Consider the following 19,896-nt stretch of genomic DNA (forward strand, 5'->3'; position numbering starts at 1 on the left):
GGGCCGTCAGTGGTCACCCCGGGCCGGTCAGGAGAAGTCGAGCGAGCCCGTCCGGGTCCGCTTGAGCTCGAAGAACTTCGGGTAGCCGGCCAGCAGCCGGACGCCCTCGAAGACCCGCACGGCGTCCTCCCCGCGCGGTATCGCGGTCAGCACCGGACCGAAGAAGGCGACGCCGTCCACGTGGATGGTCGGCGTGCCGACCTCCTCGCCCACCGGGTCCATGCCCTCGTGGTGGCTCTTGCGCAGCGCGATGTCGTACTCGGTGCTGTTCGCTGCGTCGGCCAGCTCCTCGGGCAGGCCGGCCGCGACCAGCGCCTCCCTGATCAGGGTGTCGTCGGCGGCCCGGTCCTGGTCGTGCAGGCGGGTGCCCAGCTCGGTGTACAGGTCGCGCAGGACGTGCGCGCCGTGCTTCTCGGCGGCCGCGATGCAGACCCGGACGGGGCCCCAGCCGGTGGTCATCAGGCGCTGGTAGCGCTCGGGCAGGTCGGTGCGGCCCTCGTTGAGCACGGACAGGCTCATCACCCGGAAGTTGAGGTCGAGCTCGCGGTGGCGGTCGACCTCCAGGATCCACCGCGAGGTGATCCAGGCGAAGGGGCAGACGGGGTCGAAGTAGAAGTCGACCTTGGTGGGCTTCGTCGTCTCGGCGGTCTTGGTGTTCGTCTTGGTGTTCGTCTCGGTGTTCGTCACGTCGAAGAGCCTAGCGGCCAAGTGGACCGCTCCAAAGAGCCAATCTGATCACATTTCATTGGGCCACTTTGCCCCGCTATCGCACTCCGCGGACGGTTCCCGCCGCCCGTCCGCCCGCTCTCCCGGCCGCCCGCTCTCCGTCCGCCCGCTCTCCCGGCCGCCCGCTCTCCCGGCCGAGCGGGCCGCTCAGCTGCAGGTCGTCCCGTCCGCGGGCACCGTGCCGTCCAGCAGGTAGGCGTCCACGGTCTGCTTCAGGCAGGGGTTGCCGGTGTTGTAGCCGCCGTGGCCCTCGCCCTGCAGGGTGACGGTGACGCCGACGCCCGCGCCGAGCTGCTGCGCCATCGCCCGGGCGCCCTCGACCGGGGTGGCCGGGTCGCCGGTGGTGCCGACCACCAGGATCGGGGCGGCTCCGGGGGCGGTGACCTCCGGGTGGTCGGCCTTGCCCGGGACGGGCCAGCCGGTACAGCCCGTCAGGCCCCAGGCGGTGAAGGCGCCGAACACCGGCGAGGCGGTACGGAACTGCGGCAGCTGCTGCTCGACGTCCTGGTCCGAGTAGCGCTGCCGGGCGTCCACACAGCTGATCGCCCGGTTCGCGGCGTTCAGGTTGCTGTAGTGGCCCTGCGCGTCGCGTCCGTTCAGCCCGTCGGCGAGCTGGAGCAGCGTGGTGCCCGAGCCCTGCTCCATCGCCTCGGTCAGCCCGGCGGCCAGCACGGGCCAGGTCCGCTGGCTGTACAGGGCCCCGGCGATGCCGGTGACGGCCAGGGTCTCGGTGAGCTGCCGCCCGTCCTTGGCGGGCAGCGGCGACTGCTCCAGCTTCCGCACCAGCGCGGTGATCCTCGCGGTGCCCTCGTCGCCGCCCGCACCCGTCGGGCAGGAGGCGCCGACCTCGGTGGCGCAGGCCTTCATGAAGTCGTCGAGGGCGAGCTGGAAGCCCTGGGCCTGGCCGAGCGCGGACTGCTGCGGGTCCTTGGTCGGGTCGACCACCGAGTCCAGCACGAGCCGGCCGACCTGCTGCGGGAACAGGTGGGCGTAGACGCCACCGAGCTGGGTGCCGTAGCTGATGCCGAAGTAGGAGAGCTTCGGGTCGCCCAGCACCTGGCGGATCAGGTCCATGTCGCGGGCGGCGCTCTCGGTGTCCACGTACGGCAGCACCGCCCCGGAGTTGTGCTCGCAGGCGGCGACGAACCGGGCGTTGCTGTCGTCCAGGACCTTCACCGCGGCCGGGCCCTCGGGGGTGCTGTCCACGGCCGCGGAGGCGTCCGTCGCCTGGTCGTCCAGGCAGCTCACCCCGGCACTGGCGCCGACCCCGCGGGGGTCGAAACTCACCAGGTCGTAACGGGTGTTGAGGGAGGCGTAGGTCGGGGCGAGGGCGGGCAGGGTGGCCACGCCGGAGGCCCCGGGGCCGCCGAAGTTGAAGAGCAGCGAGCCGATCCGGTGCTGCTCGTCCGTGGCCCGGCTGCGGATCAGCGCGAGGTCGATGGTCGCCCCGTCCGGCTTGGTGTGGTCCAGCGGCGCCTTGAGGGTGGCGCACTGCCAGTCGGCGGCGGGCGCGGTGCCGCCGCCCTGGGCGGTGCTGGGGGCGGCGCAGGCGTGCCAGGCCGGCTGCTGGGCGGCGAGCCCGGTGGCGGGTGCGGAGGTGCCGGTCGCGGAGGCGCCGGTCGCGGAGGTGGCCGTCGCGGAGCTGCCGGTGACCGGGGAGGTGGGCGCGGGCTCGGCGACGGACGAACCCTCGCCCTGGCAGCCGGTGGCGGTGAGCAGGAGCGCGGCCAGGCCGAGCGCTCCGGCACCGCGGACGACGGTGTGCATGGGGCGGGTCCACCTCTCGGGAGGGCCGGTCACCCCGGCGCGCGGCGGCGTGCGCCCGGCGCGCAGCCCGGTCGACGCACGACAGACCCTAGGCGCCGGGTACCCCCGCTGCCTGCCGGAAGCCTCCGGACGGACGGCGCGCGCCACCCGCTCTGCCATCGGCCACCCGGGTGAGGGTTCAACCGCCCCGCCCGGTGGCACCCTTACCGCCGTCCGCCCGCATCGGGCACCGGAACCTCGGCACGGAGGGCGAGTTGACCGACGACACCACCGCATCCGACCGGAACGGCCACGCCGACTACGCCGACTCCGGCTCCGGCTCCGGGATCGGCTCCGGCTCCCGCGCGGGCGACTGGGCCGTGGTCGACGCCGTCCACCGCCACCTCTCCGGGCACCGGGCGCTCATCGGGCAGCCGCTGCTGCCGCTCCAGGTGGTCAAGATCCAGGAGGAGGCCGGCGAGGTCGCCGAGGCCCTGCTGGGCGTCCTCGGCGCCAACCCCCGCAAGGGCGTCAGCCACACCGTCGCCGACCTCCAGGGCGAGCTCTGCGACGTGATCACCGCGGCCATGGTCGCCCTGCGCGAGACCACGCCCGACCCGGCCGCCGTCCTCACCGCCCACCTCGCCGCCTGGCGGCCCCGGCACCCCGCCGGTCCCCCGGACACGTCCGCCTAGGCCTGCCCTTCCGCGCCCGCTGTGGGTCCTCCTCAGCACCCTGGGCCACGGCCGACCGGACGGACCGGACGTTCGATGAGGAGTTCGCCGCTGTCCGGGTCGTACAACTCGATGGTGCACCGGTGGCCGGTCCGGCCGAAGGTCTCGACGAACGCGGTGATCCCGTCGATCGCGATCTCCCCCGTGAAGACCACCGGGTCCAGCGGGAGCACCGACAACCGGGCGTACGTGTGCTCGGCCTCGAACTCCGTCCAGGACTGCTTGCGCACCCGCCAGCCCGCCCCGAACAGGAGCTCCGCGACCTGCTGGGCATCGCGTGCCGTCGGCACCGAACCGCTGATCTCGACGACGGGCTCCCGACCGTCGAAGGCCGGGCCGACACCCCACCCCGAGGAGAATTCCATGGCCGCAGCCTAGGCGCGGCGCAACCGACGGCACATCCGGGTTTCCGGCAGCACGTGCGCCACCCGCGCCGGCGCCGGGGCGGGCCTGAGCCCCTGCCGATCGGCAGGGGCTCAGCGGGGGTTCGGGCCGGGGAACCTCCCGATCGGCACATGTGCGGGGAGGGGTGGCGCGCAAGGATGACGGTCATCGGGGCCCCTCCGGTGGGGCCCGGGAAGGAGCCCTGCCATGACCGTGATGTCCCTTGTGCTCGCGGTGCTCGCCGTGACCGTCACCGCCGTGGCCCGCACCGCCGTCCCCGCCGGCGGCGTGGCCGCCCGTGCCTCACCGCGGGACCAGCCCGGGGGTGCCGCGGACGGCGTACGCCGCCAGGCGCAGTCCGTCGAGGGCGGCGCGGGGCAGGCTGAGTCCGAAGCGCCGCTCGACGGCGCCGAGGGTGCGGCGGTGGGCAGCGTCGCCGCCGTCGCCCTCGGGGTGGCAGGGGGTGACGCCGTCCGCCTCCAGCACGCCGGCGGCGACCAGGTCGGGCACCAGCAGATCGGGCTCCTGGCCCCAGCGCCAGCGTTCCTGGCCGAGGCCGAAGCCGCACAGCACGGCGCCGTCGTGGGCGTAGTCGAGCAGTGCCGGCGGCTGCTCCGGCATCGGGCGGAAGTGCACGACCTCGACGCCGTCGCGCGCTATCTCGGTGAGCAGTTCGCCGCCGGTGGAGTCGCCGTACTCGATCGCGAACGACCAGCCGCCGCACTCGCCGACCCGGATCACGCCGTCGCCGTCGTCGCTCGGCCGGTACACCTCGATGTCCAGGTCCTGGATCTCGGTGCCACTGATCGGCGTCGTCCCGGCCGCCGGGTCGGCGCCCATCCGGCGGGCGAGTTCCTCGGGCGGGACCCCCCGGGCGAACACCACTCCGCCGATCTCACCGTCCGCGCCGGGCCCGCCCGTTCCCTGTGGGCCGGTGCCGGGGCGGCCGACCTCCGCGAGCCACTGGATGCCGTCGCCGTCCCTCACGGATGCCTTGCGCGTGCCGTCGGTCATGGCGCCCTCCCCTCGCGCCGGCCTGCGGTGACCGGGCGCGCCGGTGGGCACCCTAACCGACGCCGCCGACGGCCGGAGCCCGGTCGCCGGAACGGTGCCGGAACACGGCCCGCCGTCGGCCGACACCCATCCCCGACCAGCCGTCCGGAGGAGGACCATCGAGCGGAACTCACCCAGCCCACAAGGACGTTCCAGCGGCACACAGCGCGGACGCCGACTGCGGACACCAGTACCGGCACGGCACCAGCACCAGCACCAGCACCGGCACCACCGCCCGGCACCGATACCGGCGGCTCAGGCCGGCCCGGGCCGCCGCTCCCCGCCCGCCACCAGGTCGAGCAGCCGCTTCGCGGTCACCGTCGCTCCGTCGGTGCGGATGGTGACGGCCACGGCCCGCGCCCAGGTCGCGGTCTTGGGCGCCAGGGCGGTGGCGAGCGCGGCGGACAGGGAGTCGACGGTCGGCGTGGGGTCGAGGTGGGCGGCGCCGATGCCCAACTCGGCCACGCGGACGGCCCAGTAGGGCTGGTCGGCGATCCGGGGGACGACCACCTGGGGCGCGCCGGCCACGGCTGCCGTCGTCGTGGTGCCCGCGCCACCGTGGTGGACGACGGCGGCCACCCGGCGGAACAGCGCCTGCTGGTTGACCTCGCCGACGACCAGACAGTCGTCCCGGTCGTCGACCGCGTCCAGGCCGGCCCAGCCGCGGGCGAGGACCAGCCGGCGGCCGTGTGCCCGGGCCGCTTCGAGCGCGATCCGGGCGATGTCCGCCGGGGCGTGCGTGGCCATGCTGCCGAAGCCCACGTACACGGGCGGCTCGCCGGCCTGCAGGAACGCCTCCAGATCGGCCGGCAGCGGGCGATCGTCGGGCAGGATCCACGCCCCGGTCTGCAGCGGGTCGAGCTCCGTCATGCCCCGGGACGGGCAGAGCGTCGGGTCCGCGGCCAGCCACGGCCGGTCGGCGAACACGTGGTCGCGGACGTTGTCCACCGGCGGCAGGCCGAGCTCCGCCCGGTTGCGGTTGAGCGCCTCGCCGTACAGCCCGTTCACCCGCTGGGCGTCCTGCTCCCACAGCACCCGGTGGTCGGTCTCGTCCTGCGGGGACGGCGTGCCCGGCCGCGAGCCGGGGCGGAAGTGCCGCGAGGGCAGTCCGAAGATGTGGAAGCACGCGAACACGTACTGGAGGCCGAGGTGTTCGGCCACGTCCCGGGCGCCGGCCGGCATCAGGCCGGTCGCCAGGATCAGGTCGCAGTCCTCGGCCGCCGCGGTGAGCACCTCGAACCGGGCGTCGACCAGCGCGGGGGCGAGCCGGAACGCGTCCTGCGCCGTGGGCGGCTTCGGTCCGGCCACCACCGAGCGCACCGTCGGGCCGAGCGGCACCAGCGGCACTCCGACCCGGGCCAGCAGGTCGACGAACTCCTGGTCCGGCGGAGCGGCGACCCGCACCTCGGCGCCGAGCCCCCGCAGTGCCGCCGCCAGTCCGGCCAGCGGTTCGACATCCCCGCGCGATCCCCATGTCGTCAACAAAACGCGCATTTCACGACTCCCGTTTCCGCAGGTCAAGGCCTTCAGGCCGTCGATTCTGCGGGACGAGGGGGGCCTTGCCGCAAGCCCCCGGGTGCGGTATAGCTTGGTAGTGGCAGGGAGAGTGTTCTCCGTGCCGTTTTCTTTTTCGGGCCTCTTTCGAATCCCTTTCGGACCCCTTTTCGGGTTCCTTTTCGGTTCCGCTTCGGCCCGTCGTCGTTCCCGGCCACCACCACGCACCACCCAGCCGCTCCGCCGCACGCCCCCGGCACGCCCCGCCTCAGGCCCGGCGGCGCATCAGCAGGGCGTACAGGGCCGCCGCCACGGTCGTGCCCACCGGCAGCGCCAGGTCGACGCCGGTCAGCGCGGCCACCGGGCCCGTGTAGAGGGTGTCGACGCAGAGGGCCGCGCTCACCACGCCACCCAGGAGGGCGAGGGCACCGGCGGGGTTGACGCCCGCGCGGTACCAGAAGGGGCTGCCGGGGCTCTCGTCGCCGAGGGCGTGTCCGTCGTAGCGGTTGCGGCGCAGCAGGATGTCGACGGCGTAGATCGCGGTGCTCGGCCCGAGCAGGACGACGGTCAGCTGGAGGACGTTGCTGACGGTGTCGAGGAAGTTGGAGACCAGCAGCGCGTACAGGGTGAGAGCGACCGCGACCGCGCCGTCCACCAGCACGCTGAGGGTGCGGCGGATGCGGATGCCGACGGCCTGCAGGGCGAGGCCGGCGCTGTAGGCGGTGAGCGCGTTGACGGCGATGGTGCCGACGACCAGGGAGAGCAGGAAGACCGGGTTGAACCACCCGGGCAGGATCCGCTGCAGGGCGGCCTGCGGGTCGGTCATGTCGACGGCGGTGGCGCCGAGTACCCCGAGGCCGCCGACCACGACGCTGGGCAGGAAGCCACCGAGGGCGGTCCAGCCGAGGACCGCCCGTGGGGAGGTGGTCGCGGGCAGGTAGCGGGAGAAGTCGGCACTGGTGGTGTACGAGAGCGGACCGGAGGCGATCAGGGTGACGCCCGCCAGGACGGCCGCCCAGAGCCGGCCGCCGGTGAGCGGTTCGGGCTGGGTCCAGCCGAAGTCGGCGTGCCGGACGATCGCGTAGCCGACGACGGCGAAGGCCGCGGCGAGCGCGAGGGTGATCGGCAGGTAGAGCCGGACGATCACGGCGTGGCCGTACACGCTGATGGTGAGGGTGACCACGACGATCGCGATCACGATGGCGACCTTGATCGGGGTGGTCGGGGTGAGGCCCGCCCACTCGGCCAGCGAGAAGGCGGCGACAGCGGCCGCGGCGAGGTTCAGCGCGAAGTAGCAGACGGAGATCATCCAGCCGGTGACCGCGTTGTTCGCGCGGTTGCCGCGCACGCCGTACATCGCGCGGGTGATGACCTCGCTGGGTGCGCCGGCGGCCGGTCCGGAGACGGCGAGCAGGCCGGTGCCGAGCCAGCACAGGTTGCCGACCACGACCACCGCGAAGGCCTGCGGGAGGCTGAGTCCGGTGAGCACGAGCGCGCCGCCGACCACCAGGTTGAGGTAGTTGACGTTGGCCGCCGCCCAGACGGAGAAGAGCTCGCGGGCCCGGCCGCGCCGCTCGGTCTCGGGGATGTGGTCGATGCCGTGGACCTCGACCCGCCCGCCCCTTTCCTGCTGGGGCGGGGCCGCAGCGGGCGGGGCTTCGGCGTGCGGGGCTGTGACGTGCGGGTTTGCGAGGTGCGGGGCCGCAGCGTGTGGGGCTGCGACGGGCGAGGAGAGGTCGGGGGACGTGTGGGGGTGGTCCGGGAGCGTGGACGCCATTGGGGGCCCTCCATGGGGGTGTCGTGCCCACCTGCTTGCTTATTGGTCGCACACTCAATAGCATCCGTCACATGACGTCAAGCGTTCAGCGCAAAAGGGTTCGCAAGTCCCCCGATGACCGACGGGCCGAGATCGTCGGAGCCGCCGCCGAGGTCGCCCTCACCGAGGGGCTGGAGTGCATCACCCTGCGCCGGATCGCCGAGCAGCTCGACGTCCGGCCCGGCCTGATCAGCCACTACTTCCCCGCCGTGGAGGACCTCGTCGCCGAAGCCTTCGGCAGCGCCGCCACCGCCGAACTGGAGACGCTGCTGCCCGTCGGCCCCCGGGACGGGTCCCCGCAGGAGCACCTCGCCCGCTTCTTCGCCCGCACCACCGGCCCGGCCTACGACGACATGAGCCGGCTCTGGCTCAACGCCCGCCACCTCAGCCGGTACCGCCCCGTCCTCCGCGACCGGGTGCTCGACCAGGAGAAGGACTGGCGCGGCCGGCTCAGCGGCGTGATCGCCACCGGGGTCGAGCGGGGCGAGTTCCGCACCGAGGACCCGGTGCTGGCGGCGGTCCGGATCCTCGTGGTGATCGACGGCCTGGCCGGCCACGCCAACACCGGGCTGGGCAACCACCCGGCCACCGTCACCCGGCTCGCCGCCGCCACCGCGGAGCGCGAACTGGGCCTGCCCGACGGCGCACTGGCGACCCCCGCGGCCACCGGGGAACCCGGCACCGCCACGACCCTCGCATCCCCCGCCGCGGAGCCCGCCGCCCCGCTGTAGAGCCCGAAGCCCCCACCACGGAGCCCGCCGCCGAGCCGTCCTGACCCCACACCACCCCCGCCCCGCACCACCGCTGGAGCCGAAGTGCGCACCTCCCTCGTCCTCCTCTCCGCCCGTCTGCTCGACCCCGCATCCGGAGGCTTCCTCCCGCAGACCGCGCTCGCCGTCACGGACGGCCGGATCGCCGCCCTCGGAGACGACCGCACGATCCGCGAACTCGCCGACCCCGCAACGACGGTGATCGATCTCAAGGGCGCCGTGGTCACCCCCGGCCTGGTGGACGGCCACCTGCACCCGGTCACCGGCGCCGAGCTCACCCACGGCCTGGACCTCTCCGGCTGCACCGACCTGGACTCCGTCCGTGCCGCCCTCGCCGCCGAGGTCCACCGCCTCGACCGCGGCGCGTGGCTGCACGCCTGGGGCCTGGACCCGAACGTCTTCGGCGACCGCCCGATCGGGTCCGCCGCGCTCGCGCCCGTCCTGGACGGCGTCCCGGCCCTGCTCCAGCTCTTCGACGCCCACTCCATGCTCGCCAGCCCGCGCGCCCTGGAGCTGGCCGGAGTGGACGGCCCGCGCAGCTTCGACCAGGCCGCCGAGGTGGTCTGCGACGCCGACGGCCGCCCCACCGGCCTGTTGCTGGAGGACGCCGCCTGCGAGCTGGTCGAGCGCGCCGCCCCGCAGCCCACCCGCGCCGAGCGCCGCGAGCGCCTCGCCACCGCCCTGCGCGCCATGGCCGCCACCGGCCTCACCGGCGGCCACGCGATGGACGCCAACGGTGACAGCCTCGACCTCTACGCCGAGCTGGACGAGGCCGGCGAGCTGCCGCTGCGCCTGCGGGTCGCCCCCTGGTGCCAGCCCGGCGTGGACGCGGACGGCCTGCGCTCGCTGGTCGACCGGCAGGGCCGGGGCGGGCTGCTCTGGCGGGTGGCCGGCGTCAAGCTGTTCATGGACGGCACCATCGACAACGGCACCGCCTGGCTGGAACGCCCGGACTGCCACGGCGAGTCCACCCACGCCTTCTGGCCGGACCCGGCGCACTACACCCACGTCATCCGGGAGCTGCACCGGGCCGGTGTGCCGACCGCCACCCACGCCATCGGCGACGCCGCCGTCCGGCACGCCCTCGACTCGATCGAGCGGGCCGCGGGCGGGAACCCGCCGCTCGGCGGAGCGCCGGCCGTCCGGCACCGGATCGAGCACATCGAGACCGTCCCCGACGAGGTCGTCCGGCGCTTCGCCGAGCTGGGCGTGACGGCGTCCATGCAGCCCACCCACTGCTGCGACTTCACCCGGGCCGACCACACCGACAACTGGTCGCGCCGCCTCGGCGAGGAGCGGGCCGACCGCGCCTGGCGCTGCCGCGACCTGTGGGACGCGGGCGCCACCGTCGTCCTCGGCTCGGACTGGCCGATCGCGCCCTACCCTCCGCTGGGGGTGATGGCGGGCGCCCGCCACCGCCGTCCCACCCGCGACCTCGACCGGCCCCCGCACAACCCCGGCCAGGCGCTCACCGCCCTGGAGGCACTGCGGGCGATGACCGTCAACGCCGCCCAGGCGGCCGGCGAGGAGCAGTCGGCGGGCCGGATCACGGTCGGCCACCGCGCGGACCTCACCGTGCTGGCCGCCGACCCGCTCACCACCCCGGCCACCGAACTCGCCGGCCTCCCCGTCCTGCTCACGGTCCTCGACGGGCGGCCCACCCACCGGGCCGACTCACTCTGACCGTCGCGCTCTGACCGGCTCGCGCTGACGGGCCGGACCAGGCCACGCCCTCCCCCGGCTGAACACCGGGCGGCCCCGCCGCGTACCCCTGAACGGGGGCGCGGGGCCGCCCGGTCCCGCGTACGTGCCCGACCGAGGAGACACGATGCTCCGCACCGCAGCCACCGGGCTGCTCGCCGGACTCCTCTGCCTGGGTGGCGCGTCCGCGGCGTTCGCGAACCCCACCCCGAACCAGCCGGGGCCACCGAACCAGACCTGCCAGGACTTCCTGGCGGCCGGCGGACACGCCCCGGGCCACACGGCTTCCTCCCCCGGCTCCCCCTTCGACGAGCCGGGCTTCGGCAGCCAACCGAACGGCGGCAAGGGCGGCCAGGCCTACAGCAACGCGGGCGCGCCGTCCCAGTACGACGTCGCCTGCTACCAGCAGTTCGTCCACTCGACCTGACCCCTCCAACCTGATCCCTCCAACCTGATCCCGGTGGATCCCGGCTGATCCCGGCAGCCCTGACGCCACGACCGGCCGGGTCGCCCAGGGGGTTATCCCCCGCCCCGACCCGGCGGGTGTCCTCAGCGCGCAACAGCCCCTCGGTGATCGACGATTCGTCTACGGCGTTCGCCGGCGAACGATTTCCCGCCGGCGCCCGCCGCCGCCCGCCGATGTCACCGAGTCGAGGAGCAGTCGAGAATGACCGTACGCAGCACGCCCGTCGGCCGACGGTCCCTGCTGGCCGCCACGGCGGCCGTCGCCACCACCGCCCTGCTGGCCCCGGCCACCGAAGCGGCGGCGACAACCGCGGCAGCACCGCCGGCCGACCGATCGGAGCCTGCTGCCGACGCTGTGACGGATCGTCAGACAGCCTCCGTCATCAGCGAATTGAACACCCTTGCCCGTCCTCTGCGGTCCACCGACCCCGGCGGCCGGAACACCGACCTGCGGGCCCTGGGCACGATGATCGGCGACGCCACGGTGGTCGGGCTCGGCGAGGCCACCCACGGCACCCATGAGTTCTTCACCATGAAGCACCGGGTCCTGCGCTACCTCGTCGAGGAGGAGGGCTTCACCGCCTTCGCGCTGGAGACCAGTTGGTCGGCGGGCCTGCGGATCGACGACTACATCCAGGGCCGCACCGGGGGTGACGCCCGGCGGATCGCCGACCAGGTGTTCGCCCAATCCCCGTGGCACCGAGAGGAGTTCGCCGACCTCATCGCCTGGATGCGCGGCTACAACCGCGAACACCCGCAGCGTCCGGTCCACTTCGTCGGCGACGACGTGAACATCCCCGGGATCGGCGACCAGCTCTTCGACCGGGTGACTTCCTACGTACGCGCAGCCGCCCCCGCTTCGCTGCCGCGCCTGGAACGGCTGTACGCCGAACTGCGCCCGTTCGAGGACGCCATCGCGTACCTGACCACCACACCGCTCGCCGAGCGCCGCCGCAGGGCCGAACTGGCGCGGCAGTCCCTGGCCCTGGTCACCGAGGCCGGGGGCGAGGGAGGCGAGGCGTACGAGTGGGCCCTGCAGCACGCCCGGTCCATCGCCCGGACCTTCGAGTTCACCGGCATCAACCTCGACGACCCGGCCGACGTCGCCGAGAAGCAGAACCTCCGCGACCGGGCGATGACCGACAACACCCTCTGGTGGCAGCGCCGCACCGGCGGCAAGGTACTGCTCTCGGCGCACAACGGCCACGTCGGCTACCGGACCGCCCACCCCGAGCTGTACCCCAGGACCCAGGGCTCCTACCTGCGCGACGCCCTCGGCGCGGGCTACCGCGCCATCGGCGTCACCTTCGGCCAGGGATCCTTCCTCACCAAGGACGCCCCGCTCGCCCCCGACTGGAAGACGGTCACCGTTCCGCCGGCCGCCCCGGGCATGGCCGAGCACACCCTGGACCGGGTCCGGCACCGCGACTACTACCTCGACCTGCGCTCGGTCCCGCCGGCCACCCGCGCCTGGCTGGACACCGCCCGCCCGACGTACGACGCCGGGACGGTGTTCGAGCGGGACCCCCTGCCCACCCTGGCGATCGGCGGGGCCTACGACGCCCTCGTCCACCTCCACCGGACGACCGCCGCCCACCGCCTCTGAGCTGCGCGAACGGCCGGCCGGGCCCGCCCGGGCCAAAGGTGCCGCTCACCCCGTGCTGCGGGAAGGCCACCAGCTGGACGTCCAGCACCCCGGCCAGCCGCTCGCGCACCTCGGCGAGCCCGGTGACCCCGGCCGGCCCGTACGCGGGCGCCACGTCCACATGGGCCCGCACCGCCCGGGTGCCGTCGATCCGGCTCGCTCTCGTTCCTCGGGTGGGGACGAATGTGCCCGGGAGGCAAAACGTCCTACCTTTCACTCAACAGTCTGTTTATCATCTCCGAGTCCCCGTCCCCCATCCGGAGCACTCGCGCATGCCCACGCCACCGTCCGCCGCCACGCCCAGGCCGCACCCGCTGCACGTCCTGCGGGCCACTGTCTTCGCCATCGGCGCCCTGCTCCTGCTGGCCGCGGTCGGCGTCGTGCTCCACCAACCGTTGCTGATCCCCCCGTTGGCCGCCAGCGCGGCCCTGGTGCACGGGGCGCCCGGCCTGCCGATCTCCCAGCCGCGCAACCTGGTCGGCGGTCAGCTGATGTCGGCCCTGATCGGCTTCGCCACCCTCGCCGTCACCGGCAGCACCGCCTGGGGAGCGGCCATCGCCGCCGGGCTCTCACTGGGCGCGATGATGCTCACCCACCTCTCGCACTCCCCGGCGGCGGCCACCGCCGTCATCGTGGTCCTGCAGGCGCCGCATCCGGTGCCGTTCCTCCCCCTGCTCGTGCTGGCCACCACCCTCCTGGTCCTCATCGGCCTGCTCCCCGGCCGGATCGGCGGCCACCCGGTCCGCTACCCGCTGTCCTGGTGACCGCCGACGAACCGCCCTGGCAACCGCTCCCCGGCTGTCCCCGGCTGTTCCCGGTGAACCCCGGCGGCCGCCGAGCCCCGGGCCCTCAGGACCCCAGGTACGTGAGCACCGCCAGCACCCGCCGGTGGTCGTCCGGCGCCTGGGGCAGGTCGAGCTTGGTGAAGATGCTCGCGATCCGCTTGGACACCGTGGCCTCCGTGACCACCAGCCGCCGGGCGATGGCGGCGTTGGAGCGGCCCTCGGCGATCAGTCCCAGGACCTCGAGTTCCTTGGGGCTCAGCCGCTGGAGCGGGTCGTGACGGCGGGTCAGCAGCTGGCGGACCACCTCCGGGTCGACGACCGTGCCGCCCGCGACGACGCTGGCGAGGGCGGAGACGAAGTCCTGCACCTCGCCGATCCGGTCCTTGAGCAGGTACCCCGTGCCCGCGCCCTGATCGCTGGAGGCGATCAGCTCCGAGGTGTACCCCTGCGACACGTACTGGCTGAGCACCAGGACGGGCAGGCGCGGGTCCTCGGCGCGCAGCCGGCGGGCCGCGCGCAGGCCGTCGTCGGTGTTGTCCGGGGGCATCCGGACGTCGACGATCACGGCGTCCGGCCGGTGGACCCGGACGGCCTCGATCAGCGACGGCGCGTCGCCGACGGCGGCGGCCACGGTGTGCCCGAACCGTTCCAGCAGGGAGACCAGCCCCTCCCGCAGGAGCACCGAGTCCTCGGCGATGACTAGGCGAAGTGCTTGCACGGGATCTCCACTCGCAGAACGGTCGGCCCGCCGGCCGGGGACCGCAGGGACAGGGTGCCGTCGATCACGGCGAGGCGGTCGGTGATGCCCAGCAGGCCGGTCCCGGCGGCCGTGTCGGCACCTCCGGCCCCGTCGTCCCGGATCTCCAGCACCAGTCCGCCCGCCGCCGCCCGGCCGCGCACCGAGGCCCGCCCGGCGCCGCTGTGCTTGACCACGTTGGCCAGGGCCTCGCAGACCACGAAGTAGGCGGCGGCCTCGATCGGCGCGGGCGGCCGCCCGGGGAGCTCGATGTCGACGTCCACCGGCACCGCCGAGCGGCCCGCGACGTCCCGCACCGCCGGTTCCAGGCCCCGGTCGGTGAGGACCTGCGGGTGGATGTCGTGGATCAGTTCGCGCAGTTCCCGCAGGGCCAGCTTCACCTCCTGCTGGGCCTCCCGGACCTGCCGCCCGCCGGCCGACTCCTCGGGCAGGTCGAGGCCGGCCAGGCCGAGTTTGACGGACAGTGAGACCAGCCGCTGCTGGGCTCCGTCGTGCAGGTCGCGCTCGATCCGCCGCCGCTCCACCTCGTAGGCGTCCACCAGCCGGGCGCGGGAGGCCACCACCCTGGTCAGTTCGGACTCGGCCGGCTCCAGGACGGCCTGCGCGGTCACCGCCCGTACCCCGGCCCAGGCCGCCACCGGATAGGCGGCGACCGGGACCAGGACCAGCCCGGCGAGCGGCCCGAGCCAGGAGACGGCGGGGTTCGCGGTGGGCTGCAGCGGCGCGGTCAGCAGGAACAGCGGGGCTCCGAGGCCGACGGCGGTCAGCCCGAGGTCGATCCACCAGAGCAGCAGCAGCGACACCAGGCCGTAGCCGAGGTCGCGCAGCGTCCCGGGCGCCCGGACCAGCTCGCGAAGCCGCGCCCACGCCCCGGCCGGGGCCGGCTCCGGCGCGGCGGCGGCCCGTACGGGCGTCACCAGCCGCAACCGCCACCGCTCGTACCCGGCGGCGGCCAGCCCGGCCACGGCCACCGGCGGCAGCAGCACCGCCACCGCCCCGGGCCCCAGCCCGCCCCACAGCAGCACCAGCAGCGCCGCCAGCCCCAAGGCCCCGGCGCCCACGGCGGCCCCCGCGAGCAGGAAGCCCAACGACCGCCAGGGCCACGAGGATCCGAGGAACGCCAACGGCCGCTGCGCCAGGGCCTCCAGCGTGTTGCGAACGATCACCCTGCGACCCCCCGGTCCGTCGTCGAACCCCCGCCTTCGGGAGATCGACAACTGACCCTAGCCCGCCCGCACCGGCCGCCGCAGGGGTGCTGGCTCTACCTCGGGTCTCGCCCCAACACCCCTGCGCCCGCCCGCGGCCGAGCGGTTGCCTTGGCAGCATGACGAACCCCACCGAGCCGACCCGGGCGGCCGCTCCGCCCCACGGGCCCGACCCAACCGACCCGACCGACGCCGCCGAGCCGACCGACGCCGCCGAGCCCGTCGACCGCACCGCTGCCGCGGTCCACCTCCGCTCCGTCACCAAGCGCTACGGCACCGGCCCGAGCACCGTGACCGCGCTGGACGACGTCACCGTCGCCTTTCCCCGCGGCAGCTTCACCGCCGTGATGGGCCCCTCCGGCTCCGGCAAGTCGACGCTGCTGCACTGCGCGGCCGGCCTGGACCGGGTCTCCGGCGGCACGGTCACCATCGACGGCACCGATCTCGCCGGCCTGGACGAGACCGGGCTGACCCTGCTGCGCCGCGAGCGGGTCGGCTTCGTCTTCCAGGCCTTCAACCTGGTGTCCGCGCTGACGGCCGAGCAGAACGTGGCGCTCCCGCTGCGGCTGGCCGGGCGCCGCCCGGCCGGGGCCCGGCTCACCGCCGCGCTCGCCGAGGTCGGGCTCGCCCACCGCGGGCGGCACCGGCCGACCGAACTCTCCGGCGGCGAGCAGCAGCGCGTGGCGATCGCCCGGGCCCTGATCACCCGGCCCGCCGTGCTGTTCGCCGACGAGCCGACCGGTGCCCTGGACACCCGGACCTCGCACGAGGTGCTCGCCCTGCTGCGCGGCCTGGTCGACCGCCACGGGCAGACCGTGATCATGGTGACCCACGACCCGGCGGCCGCCTCCTACGCCGACCGGGTGCTGCTGCTCGCCGACGGCCGGATCGTGGAGCGGCTGCTCGGCCGTACCGAGGCCGCAGTCATCGCCGGCCGGATGGCCGCCCTGGAGGTACCGGGGATGCCGAAGGTGCCAGAGGTATCTGAGGTACCGGAGACGCCGGAGGTACCGGAGACGCCGGAGGTGCCGGCGTGCTGAGCCCCGCCACCGTCCGGGCCCGCTGGGTGTCCTTCCTCGGCACCTTCGTCGCGCTCGGCCTGGGTGTGACGATCCTGGCCATGACCGCCTTGGTGCTCGCCTCCGCCGAGCCCGAGGCGCCCCGCCGTTACGCCGCCACCCGGGTGGTGGTGCGGAGCCCGGCCGTCGACCAGTCCGACGGCACCTTCACCCCGAGCCGGCCCTGGTCCCCGCAGCGCGCCGACGAGCTGGTACGGGCGCTCGGCAGCGTCCCGGGCGTGGCACGGGCCGTGCCGGACCGCGCGTTCTACGTCCAGGCCGTGATCGACGGCCGGCCCGCCGCAGACCCGGGCCCGGAGCCGCGCGGGCACGCCTGGTCCGGCGCCGCGTTCGGCCCCGAGCGGCTGGTGGCGGGCAGCGCCCCGGCCGACGCGCGCCAGGTCGTCCTGGACACCTCGCTCGGCCTGCCACCCGGCTCCCCGGTCACCCTGCTGACCGCGACCGGACCGGCCGGGTACACCGTCTCCGGCACCGTCGACTCGCCGGCCTTCTACCTCTCCGACGCGGCCGCCGAGGCGCTCGCCCCGGGTGTCCGGGTGATCGGACTGGTCACCGCACCGGACGCCGACGTCTCCGCCGTCGCCGCCGCAGCGGCCGCCGTCGTGGGCGGTGACGGGACGGTGCTGCACGGCGACGCGCTCGCCCGGCTGGAGGCCGGGAGCACCGAGCGGACCCGCTGGATCGGGATGCAGATCCTGGTCGCGATGGCCGGACTGACCGTCTTCGTCTCGGTGTTCGTGGTCGCCTCCACCTTCGCCTTCGCGGTCGTCCAGCGGCGGCGCGAGTTCGGCCTGCTGCGCACCGTCGGCGCCACCCCGCGCCAGATCCGGCGGCTGGTGTACGCCGAGTCGCTCGGCGTGGGGGTCCTGGCCGGCGGCACGGGTGCGGCGCTCGGCGCGTTGCTGGCGCCCGTGCTCGGCGCGCTGCTGGTCGAGGGCGGCCTGGAGCCGGCGGGCTTCGCCGTACGCTTCCGGGCGCTGCCGCTGCTCGGCGCGTTCGCGCTCGGCCTGGTGGTCGCGCTGCTGGGCGTCTGGTCGGCGTCCCGCCGGGCGGCCCGGACCGCCCCGCTGGAGGCGCTGCGCGAGGCCGCCGTCGAGCAGCGGCCGATGACCCGCGGGCGGTGGATCGCCGGGGGTGTCTGCGGAGCACTCGGACTCGGCCTGGTGGTGGTCGCGGCCGGGAGCGAGTCCGACAGCATGATCAACAATGCCCTCTACGCGGCCATGGCACTGATCGTCGGGCTCACCCTGGTCGCGCCCGCGATCGTCCCGCCGATCGTCCGCGCCGTCTGGTGGCCGCTGTCCGGACTGCGCGGTGCCACCGCTCTGGTGGCCCGGGAGAGCGCGCTGACCGCGGTCCGGCGCACGGCCTCGACCGCCGCGCCGGTCCTGGTCACAGTCGGCTTCGCGGTGCTGATCTCGGGACTGTTCCAGCTGCGGGCGACCGGCTACGCGCTGGAGGAGACCGTTCGGCAGAAGGCCACCACGGTGGTCACCCCGCAGGGCACGCCCGGGCTGTCGGACGCCGCCGTCGCCGCGGTGCCGGGCGCCGCCTGGCTGCTGCCCACCCAGCTCTACGCCGGTGGCACCGACCACGTCGGCGCGGTCGGGATCAGCGGGACCGCGTTCCACCGGGCACGCACCCGAATGACCGTCACCTCCGGTTCCCTAGAGGGGTTCACGGGCGCGAACACCATGGTGGTCAGGGCCGCCACGGCACGCCGGCTGGGCTGGACCACCGGCCGCAGCGTCCCGGTCACCTTCGAGGACGGACGGACGGTGGAGCTGGCCGTCGTCGCCGAGGTCACCGACGACTCCACCACCGCGAGCGTGCTGCTGACCACCGAGACCGTCCGGGCCCACGACCCCTCGGCGCTCACCCCGGTCGTCTACTCGGCCGACGCCGACGCCGAAACCGGCACCGACGCCGGTTGGCCGACCGCCCTCGGCCCGCTCGGCGCGCGGTCGTCGAGCACCGCCGAGTACGCCGCCCGCACCGACTCCGAGGACGACCGGCTGGTGCGGATCTTCCTGGTCATCCTGATCGGCATGTCGCTCGGCTACACCTGCCTCGCCATCGCCAACACCCTGCTGATGGCGACCGCCGAACGGGCCGCGGACCTCGCCGTGCTGCGGCTGTCCGGCGCGACCCGCCGCCAGGTGCTGGGGGTCGTCGCCGCCGAGTCGGCGCTGTCCGTCGGCATCGGCACCGCGCTCGGCCTGGCCGTCGCACTGGTCACCCTGGTCGGCCTCCGCTCCGGCCTCTCGGCCCAGCTCGGCACCCGGGTCGAGCTCGACCTGCCGTGGTCCACCGCGGCGCTGACCGTCGGCGTCTGCCTGGCCCTCGCCCTGACGGCCGGTGTGCTCCCGGCCCGGCTGGCGCTGCGCCGCACCGGTGCCCGGGCGAGCGGCTGAGGACCGACCGCCCGGCACCGGTCACCCCCGGTCGTCCCCGGTCACCCCCGGCCGTCGTTCACACCCGGCCGTCGTTCACACCCGGTCGTCCGTACCCGGTCGTCCGTGCCGCCGAGCAGGGCGACGAGGTCCAGCCCCGGGTCGTCGGCCTCGGCCGACCACAGGTCGTGGGTGGCCTCCCACAGCGGGGCCAACTGAGCAGCCCACCGCAGCCGGTAGCGGAACTCGACCGGGAACCGGCCGGGCTGCCGGACCACGATGCGGTGGCGCAGCGGCCCGGTGCGGTGGTGGACGGCGGTCCACTCGTCCACCACCGTGGACCAGTCGTCGATCCGCAGGATCAGCCGACCGTCCACCTCGCGCTCCACGGCGAGCAGCCGACCGAGCCGCCCCACCCAGCGGACCTCCGAGCCCGCCCACGTGACGCGCGCCACCGCGCCGCTCCTTCCGCGAAGCCCGGCGGGTCGCGCTACTCCGCCTGCCCTGCCTTCCTTGTCTGCCTTGCCTACCCTGCCTGCTCCGCCAGCGACTTGACGCCTTCGAGGGTGGCCGTCATGCCCGTGCGCAGTTCGCCGAGCCGGAACTCGACGATCTTCTCCTCGGCCTCCGGCTTGGCGTCGATGTAGGAGCTCATGCCGCTGCGGCCCGGGCCGATCTCCACCGACTGGCGCAGCCGGGTGCCGCCGTCCTCGGGGGCGAGCTCGAAGCGCCACCGGGCCAGCGAGCCGGCCACCTCGGCGACCGGCTCGCCGTAGCGGCCGTCCGCGTCCATCACCGCCCAGGCGAAGGCGCGAGGGCCGGCCGGGCCGGCCTCGGCCGCCGTCCCGGCCTCGCCGGTCAGCTCGATGACCTCGGAGACCGTCCGCCAGTCGGGCATGCCCGGGCGGCTGTTGTGGCCCTCGAAGCGGGCGCCCGGCGCGGGGCCGTCGGCGCCGTCCAGCCAGGCGACGCGGTGGAGCTCCGGGCTGAGCCGGGCGGGCAGGGCGATGTCGGTCACCAGCTCCCACACCCGTTCGACCGGCGCCTGGACGTAGATCTCACAGACCGTCCCCGGTCCGTCGGCGTAGCGCGTCACGTTCCCCCCACGGTGGTGTACGTCGTTCGTGTCGCGGATCCCTGCGG

Annotated in this window: 18 protein-coding genes; 8 read left to right on the top strand and 10 right to left on the bottom strand. The window is 74.8% G+C overall.

Translation table 11 applies throughout. The features are described 5' to 3' along the window. Positions 1-27: 27 nt before the first annotated feature. Both ACYP53_RS34700 and ACYP53_RS34705 read right to left on the bottom strand, forming a co-directional pair. A complete protein-coding gene (locus ACYP53_RS34700) occupies positions 28-687 on the bottom strand; it encodes a mycothiol-dependent nitroreductase Rv2466c family protein (protein WP_459650393.1) in 660 nt (219 codons plus the stop codon). A gap of 186 nt (positions 688-873) precedes the next feature. Then, positions 874-2,493: an alpha/beta hydrolase gene (locus ACYP53_RS34705; RefSeq protein ID WP_459650394.1), complete on the bottom strand. Its 1,620-nt coding sequence runs from the start codon at positions 2,491-2,493 to the stop codon at positions 874-876. A 254-nt stretch (positions 2,494-2,747) separates the two neighbouring features. Here ACYP53_RS34705 and ACYP53_RS34710 point away from each other — a divergent pair, with 254 nt between their 5' ends. Continuing rightward, positions 2,748-3,167, top strand: a complete 420-nt coding sequence (locus tag ACYP53_RS34710; protein WP_459650395.1) for a MazG-like family protein — start codon at positions 2,748-2,750, stop codon at positions 3,165-3,167. Between the two features lie 32 nt (positions 3,168-3,199). Here ACYP53_RS34710 and ACYP53_RS34715 read toward each other — a convergent pair whose 3' ends face one another. The 4 genes from ACYP53_RS34715 to ACYP53_RS34730 all read right to left on the bottom strand — a co-directional run bounded on the left by ACYP53_RS34715 (position 3,200) and on the right by ACYP53_RS34730 (position 7,914). After that, positions 3,200-3,571, bottom strand: a complete 372-nt coding sequence (locus tag ACYP53_RS34715) for a hypothetical protein (RefSeq protein WP_189917675.1) — start codon at positions 3,569-3,571, stop codon at positions 3,200-3,202. 322 nt (positions 3,572-3,893) lie between these two features. Continuing rightward, positions 3,894-4,604, bottom strand: coding sequence for a DUF6461 domain-containing protein (locus ACYP53_RS34720; RefSeq protein ID WP_459650396.1), 711 nt, complete (start codon positions 4,602-4,604; stop codon positions 3,894-3,896). Positions 4,605-4,898: 294 nt separating this feature from the next. After that, entirely contained in the window at positions 4,899-6,137 is a 1,239-nt protein-coding gene (locus ACYP53_RS34725) for a glycosyltransferase (protein WP_459650397.1), read from the bottom strand. A 268-nt stretch (positions 6,138-6,405) separates the two neighbouring features. Then, on the bottom strand, positions 6,406-7,914 hold the full coding sequence (locus ACYP53_RS34730; protein WP_459650398.1) for a purine-cytosine permease family protein: 1,509 nt from the start codon (positions 7,912-7,914) through the stop codon (positions 6,406-6,408). Positions 7,915-7,985: 71 nt separating this feature from the next. On the opposite strand from ACYP53_RS34730, the gene ACYP53_RS34735 reads away from it, so the two are divergent. The 5 genes from ACYP53_RS34735 (at position 7,986) to ACYP53_RS34755 (ending at position 13,298) form a co-directional block, all read left to right on the top strand. Further along, on the top strand, positions 7,986-8,684 hold the full coding sequence (locus tag ACYP53_RS34735; RefSeq protein WP_459650399.1) for a TetR/AcrR family transcriptional regulator: 699 nt from the start codon (positions 7,986-7,988) through the stop codon (positions 8,682-8,684). An 84-nt stretch (positions 8,685-8,768) separates the two neighbouring features. Next, a complete protein-coding gene (locus ACYP53_RS34740) occupies positions 8,769-10,406 on the top strand; it encodes an amidohydrolase (RefSeq protein WP_459650400.1) in 1,638 nt (545 codons plus the stop codon). Between the two features lie 145 nt (positions 10,407-10,551). Then, complete coding sequence (locus tag ACYP53_RS34745; protein WP_189917663.1) at positions 10,552-10,851, top strand: hypothetical protein; 300 nt, start codon at positions 10,552-10,554, stop codon at positions 10,849-10,851. Between the two features lie 240 nt (positions 10,852-11,091). Continuing rightward, positions 11,092-12,495: an erythromycin esterase family protein gene (locus ACYP53_RS34750; RefSeq protein ID WP_459650401.1), complete on the top strand. Its 1,404-nt coding sequence runs from the start codon at positions 11,092-11,094 to the stop codon at positions 12,493-12,495. Between the two features lie 311 nt (positions 12,496-12,806). Beyond that, positions 12,807-13,298, top strand: a complete 492-nt coding sequence (locus ACYP53_RS34755) for an HPP family protein (protein ID WP_189917659.1) — start codon at positions 12,807-12,809, stop codon at positions 13,296-13,298. An 85-nt stretch (positions 13,299-13,383) separates the two neighbouring features. On the opposite strand, the gene ACYP53_RS34760 is transcribed toward ACYP53_RS34755, so the two are convergent. Next, positions 13,384-14,037, bottom strand: a complete 654-nt coding sequence (locus ACYP53_RS34760) for a response regulator transcription factor (RefSeq protein WP_459650402.1) — start codon at positions 14,035-14,037, stop codon at positions 13,384-13,386. Next, positions 14,019-15,242, bottom strand: a complete 1,224-nt coding sequence (locus ACYP53_RS34765) for a sensor histidine kinase (RefSeq protein ID WP_459650403.1) — start codon at positions 15,240-15,242, stop codon at positions 14,019-14,021. Before ACYP53_RS34765 ends, ACYP53_RS34760 begins: the two co-directional genes overlap by 19 nt. A 158-nt stretch (positions 15,243-15,400) precedes the next feature. Between ACYP53_RS34765 and ACYP53_RS34770 the strand changes: the two genes are divergently transcribed. Beyond that, entirely contained in the window at positions 15,401-16,321 is a 921-nt protein-coding gene (locus tag ACYP53_RS34770) for an ABC transporter ATP-binding protein (protein ID WP_459650404.1), read from the top strand. Continuing rightward, the gene (locus tag ACYP53_RS34775; protein ID WP_459650405.1) at positions 16,315-18,774 is read left to right on the top strand and encodes an FtsX-like permease family protein; all 2,460 of its coding nucleotides are present in this window, start codon (positions 16,315-16,317) and stop codon (positions 18,772-18,774) included. The genes ACYP53_RS34770 and ACYP53_RS34775 overlap by 7 nt, the downstream gene beginning before the upstream one ends. Before the next feature lie 41 nt (positions 18,775-18,815). On the opposite strand, the gene ACYP53_RS34780 is transcribed toward ACYP53_RS34775, so the two are convergent. Both ACYP53_RS34780 and ACYP53_RS34785 read right to left on the bottom strand, forming a co-directional pair. Next, positions 18,816-19,208: a hypothetical protein gene (locus ACYP53_RS34780; RefSeq protein WP_459650406.1), complete on the bottom strand. Its 393-nt coding sequence runs from the start codon at positions 19,206-19,208 to the stop codon at positions 18,816-18,818. 71 nt (positions 19,209-19,279) lie between these two features. Next, entirely contained in the window at positions 19,280-19,849 is a 570-nt protein-coding gene (locus ACYP53_RS34785; protein ID WP_189917655.1) for an SRPBCC family protein, read from the bottom strand. Between the last annotated feature and the right edge of the window lie 47 nt (positions 19,850-19,896).

This window comes from Kitasatospora sp. Ki12 (genome assembly GCF_054601375.1).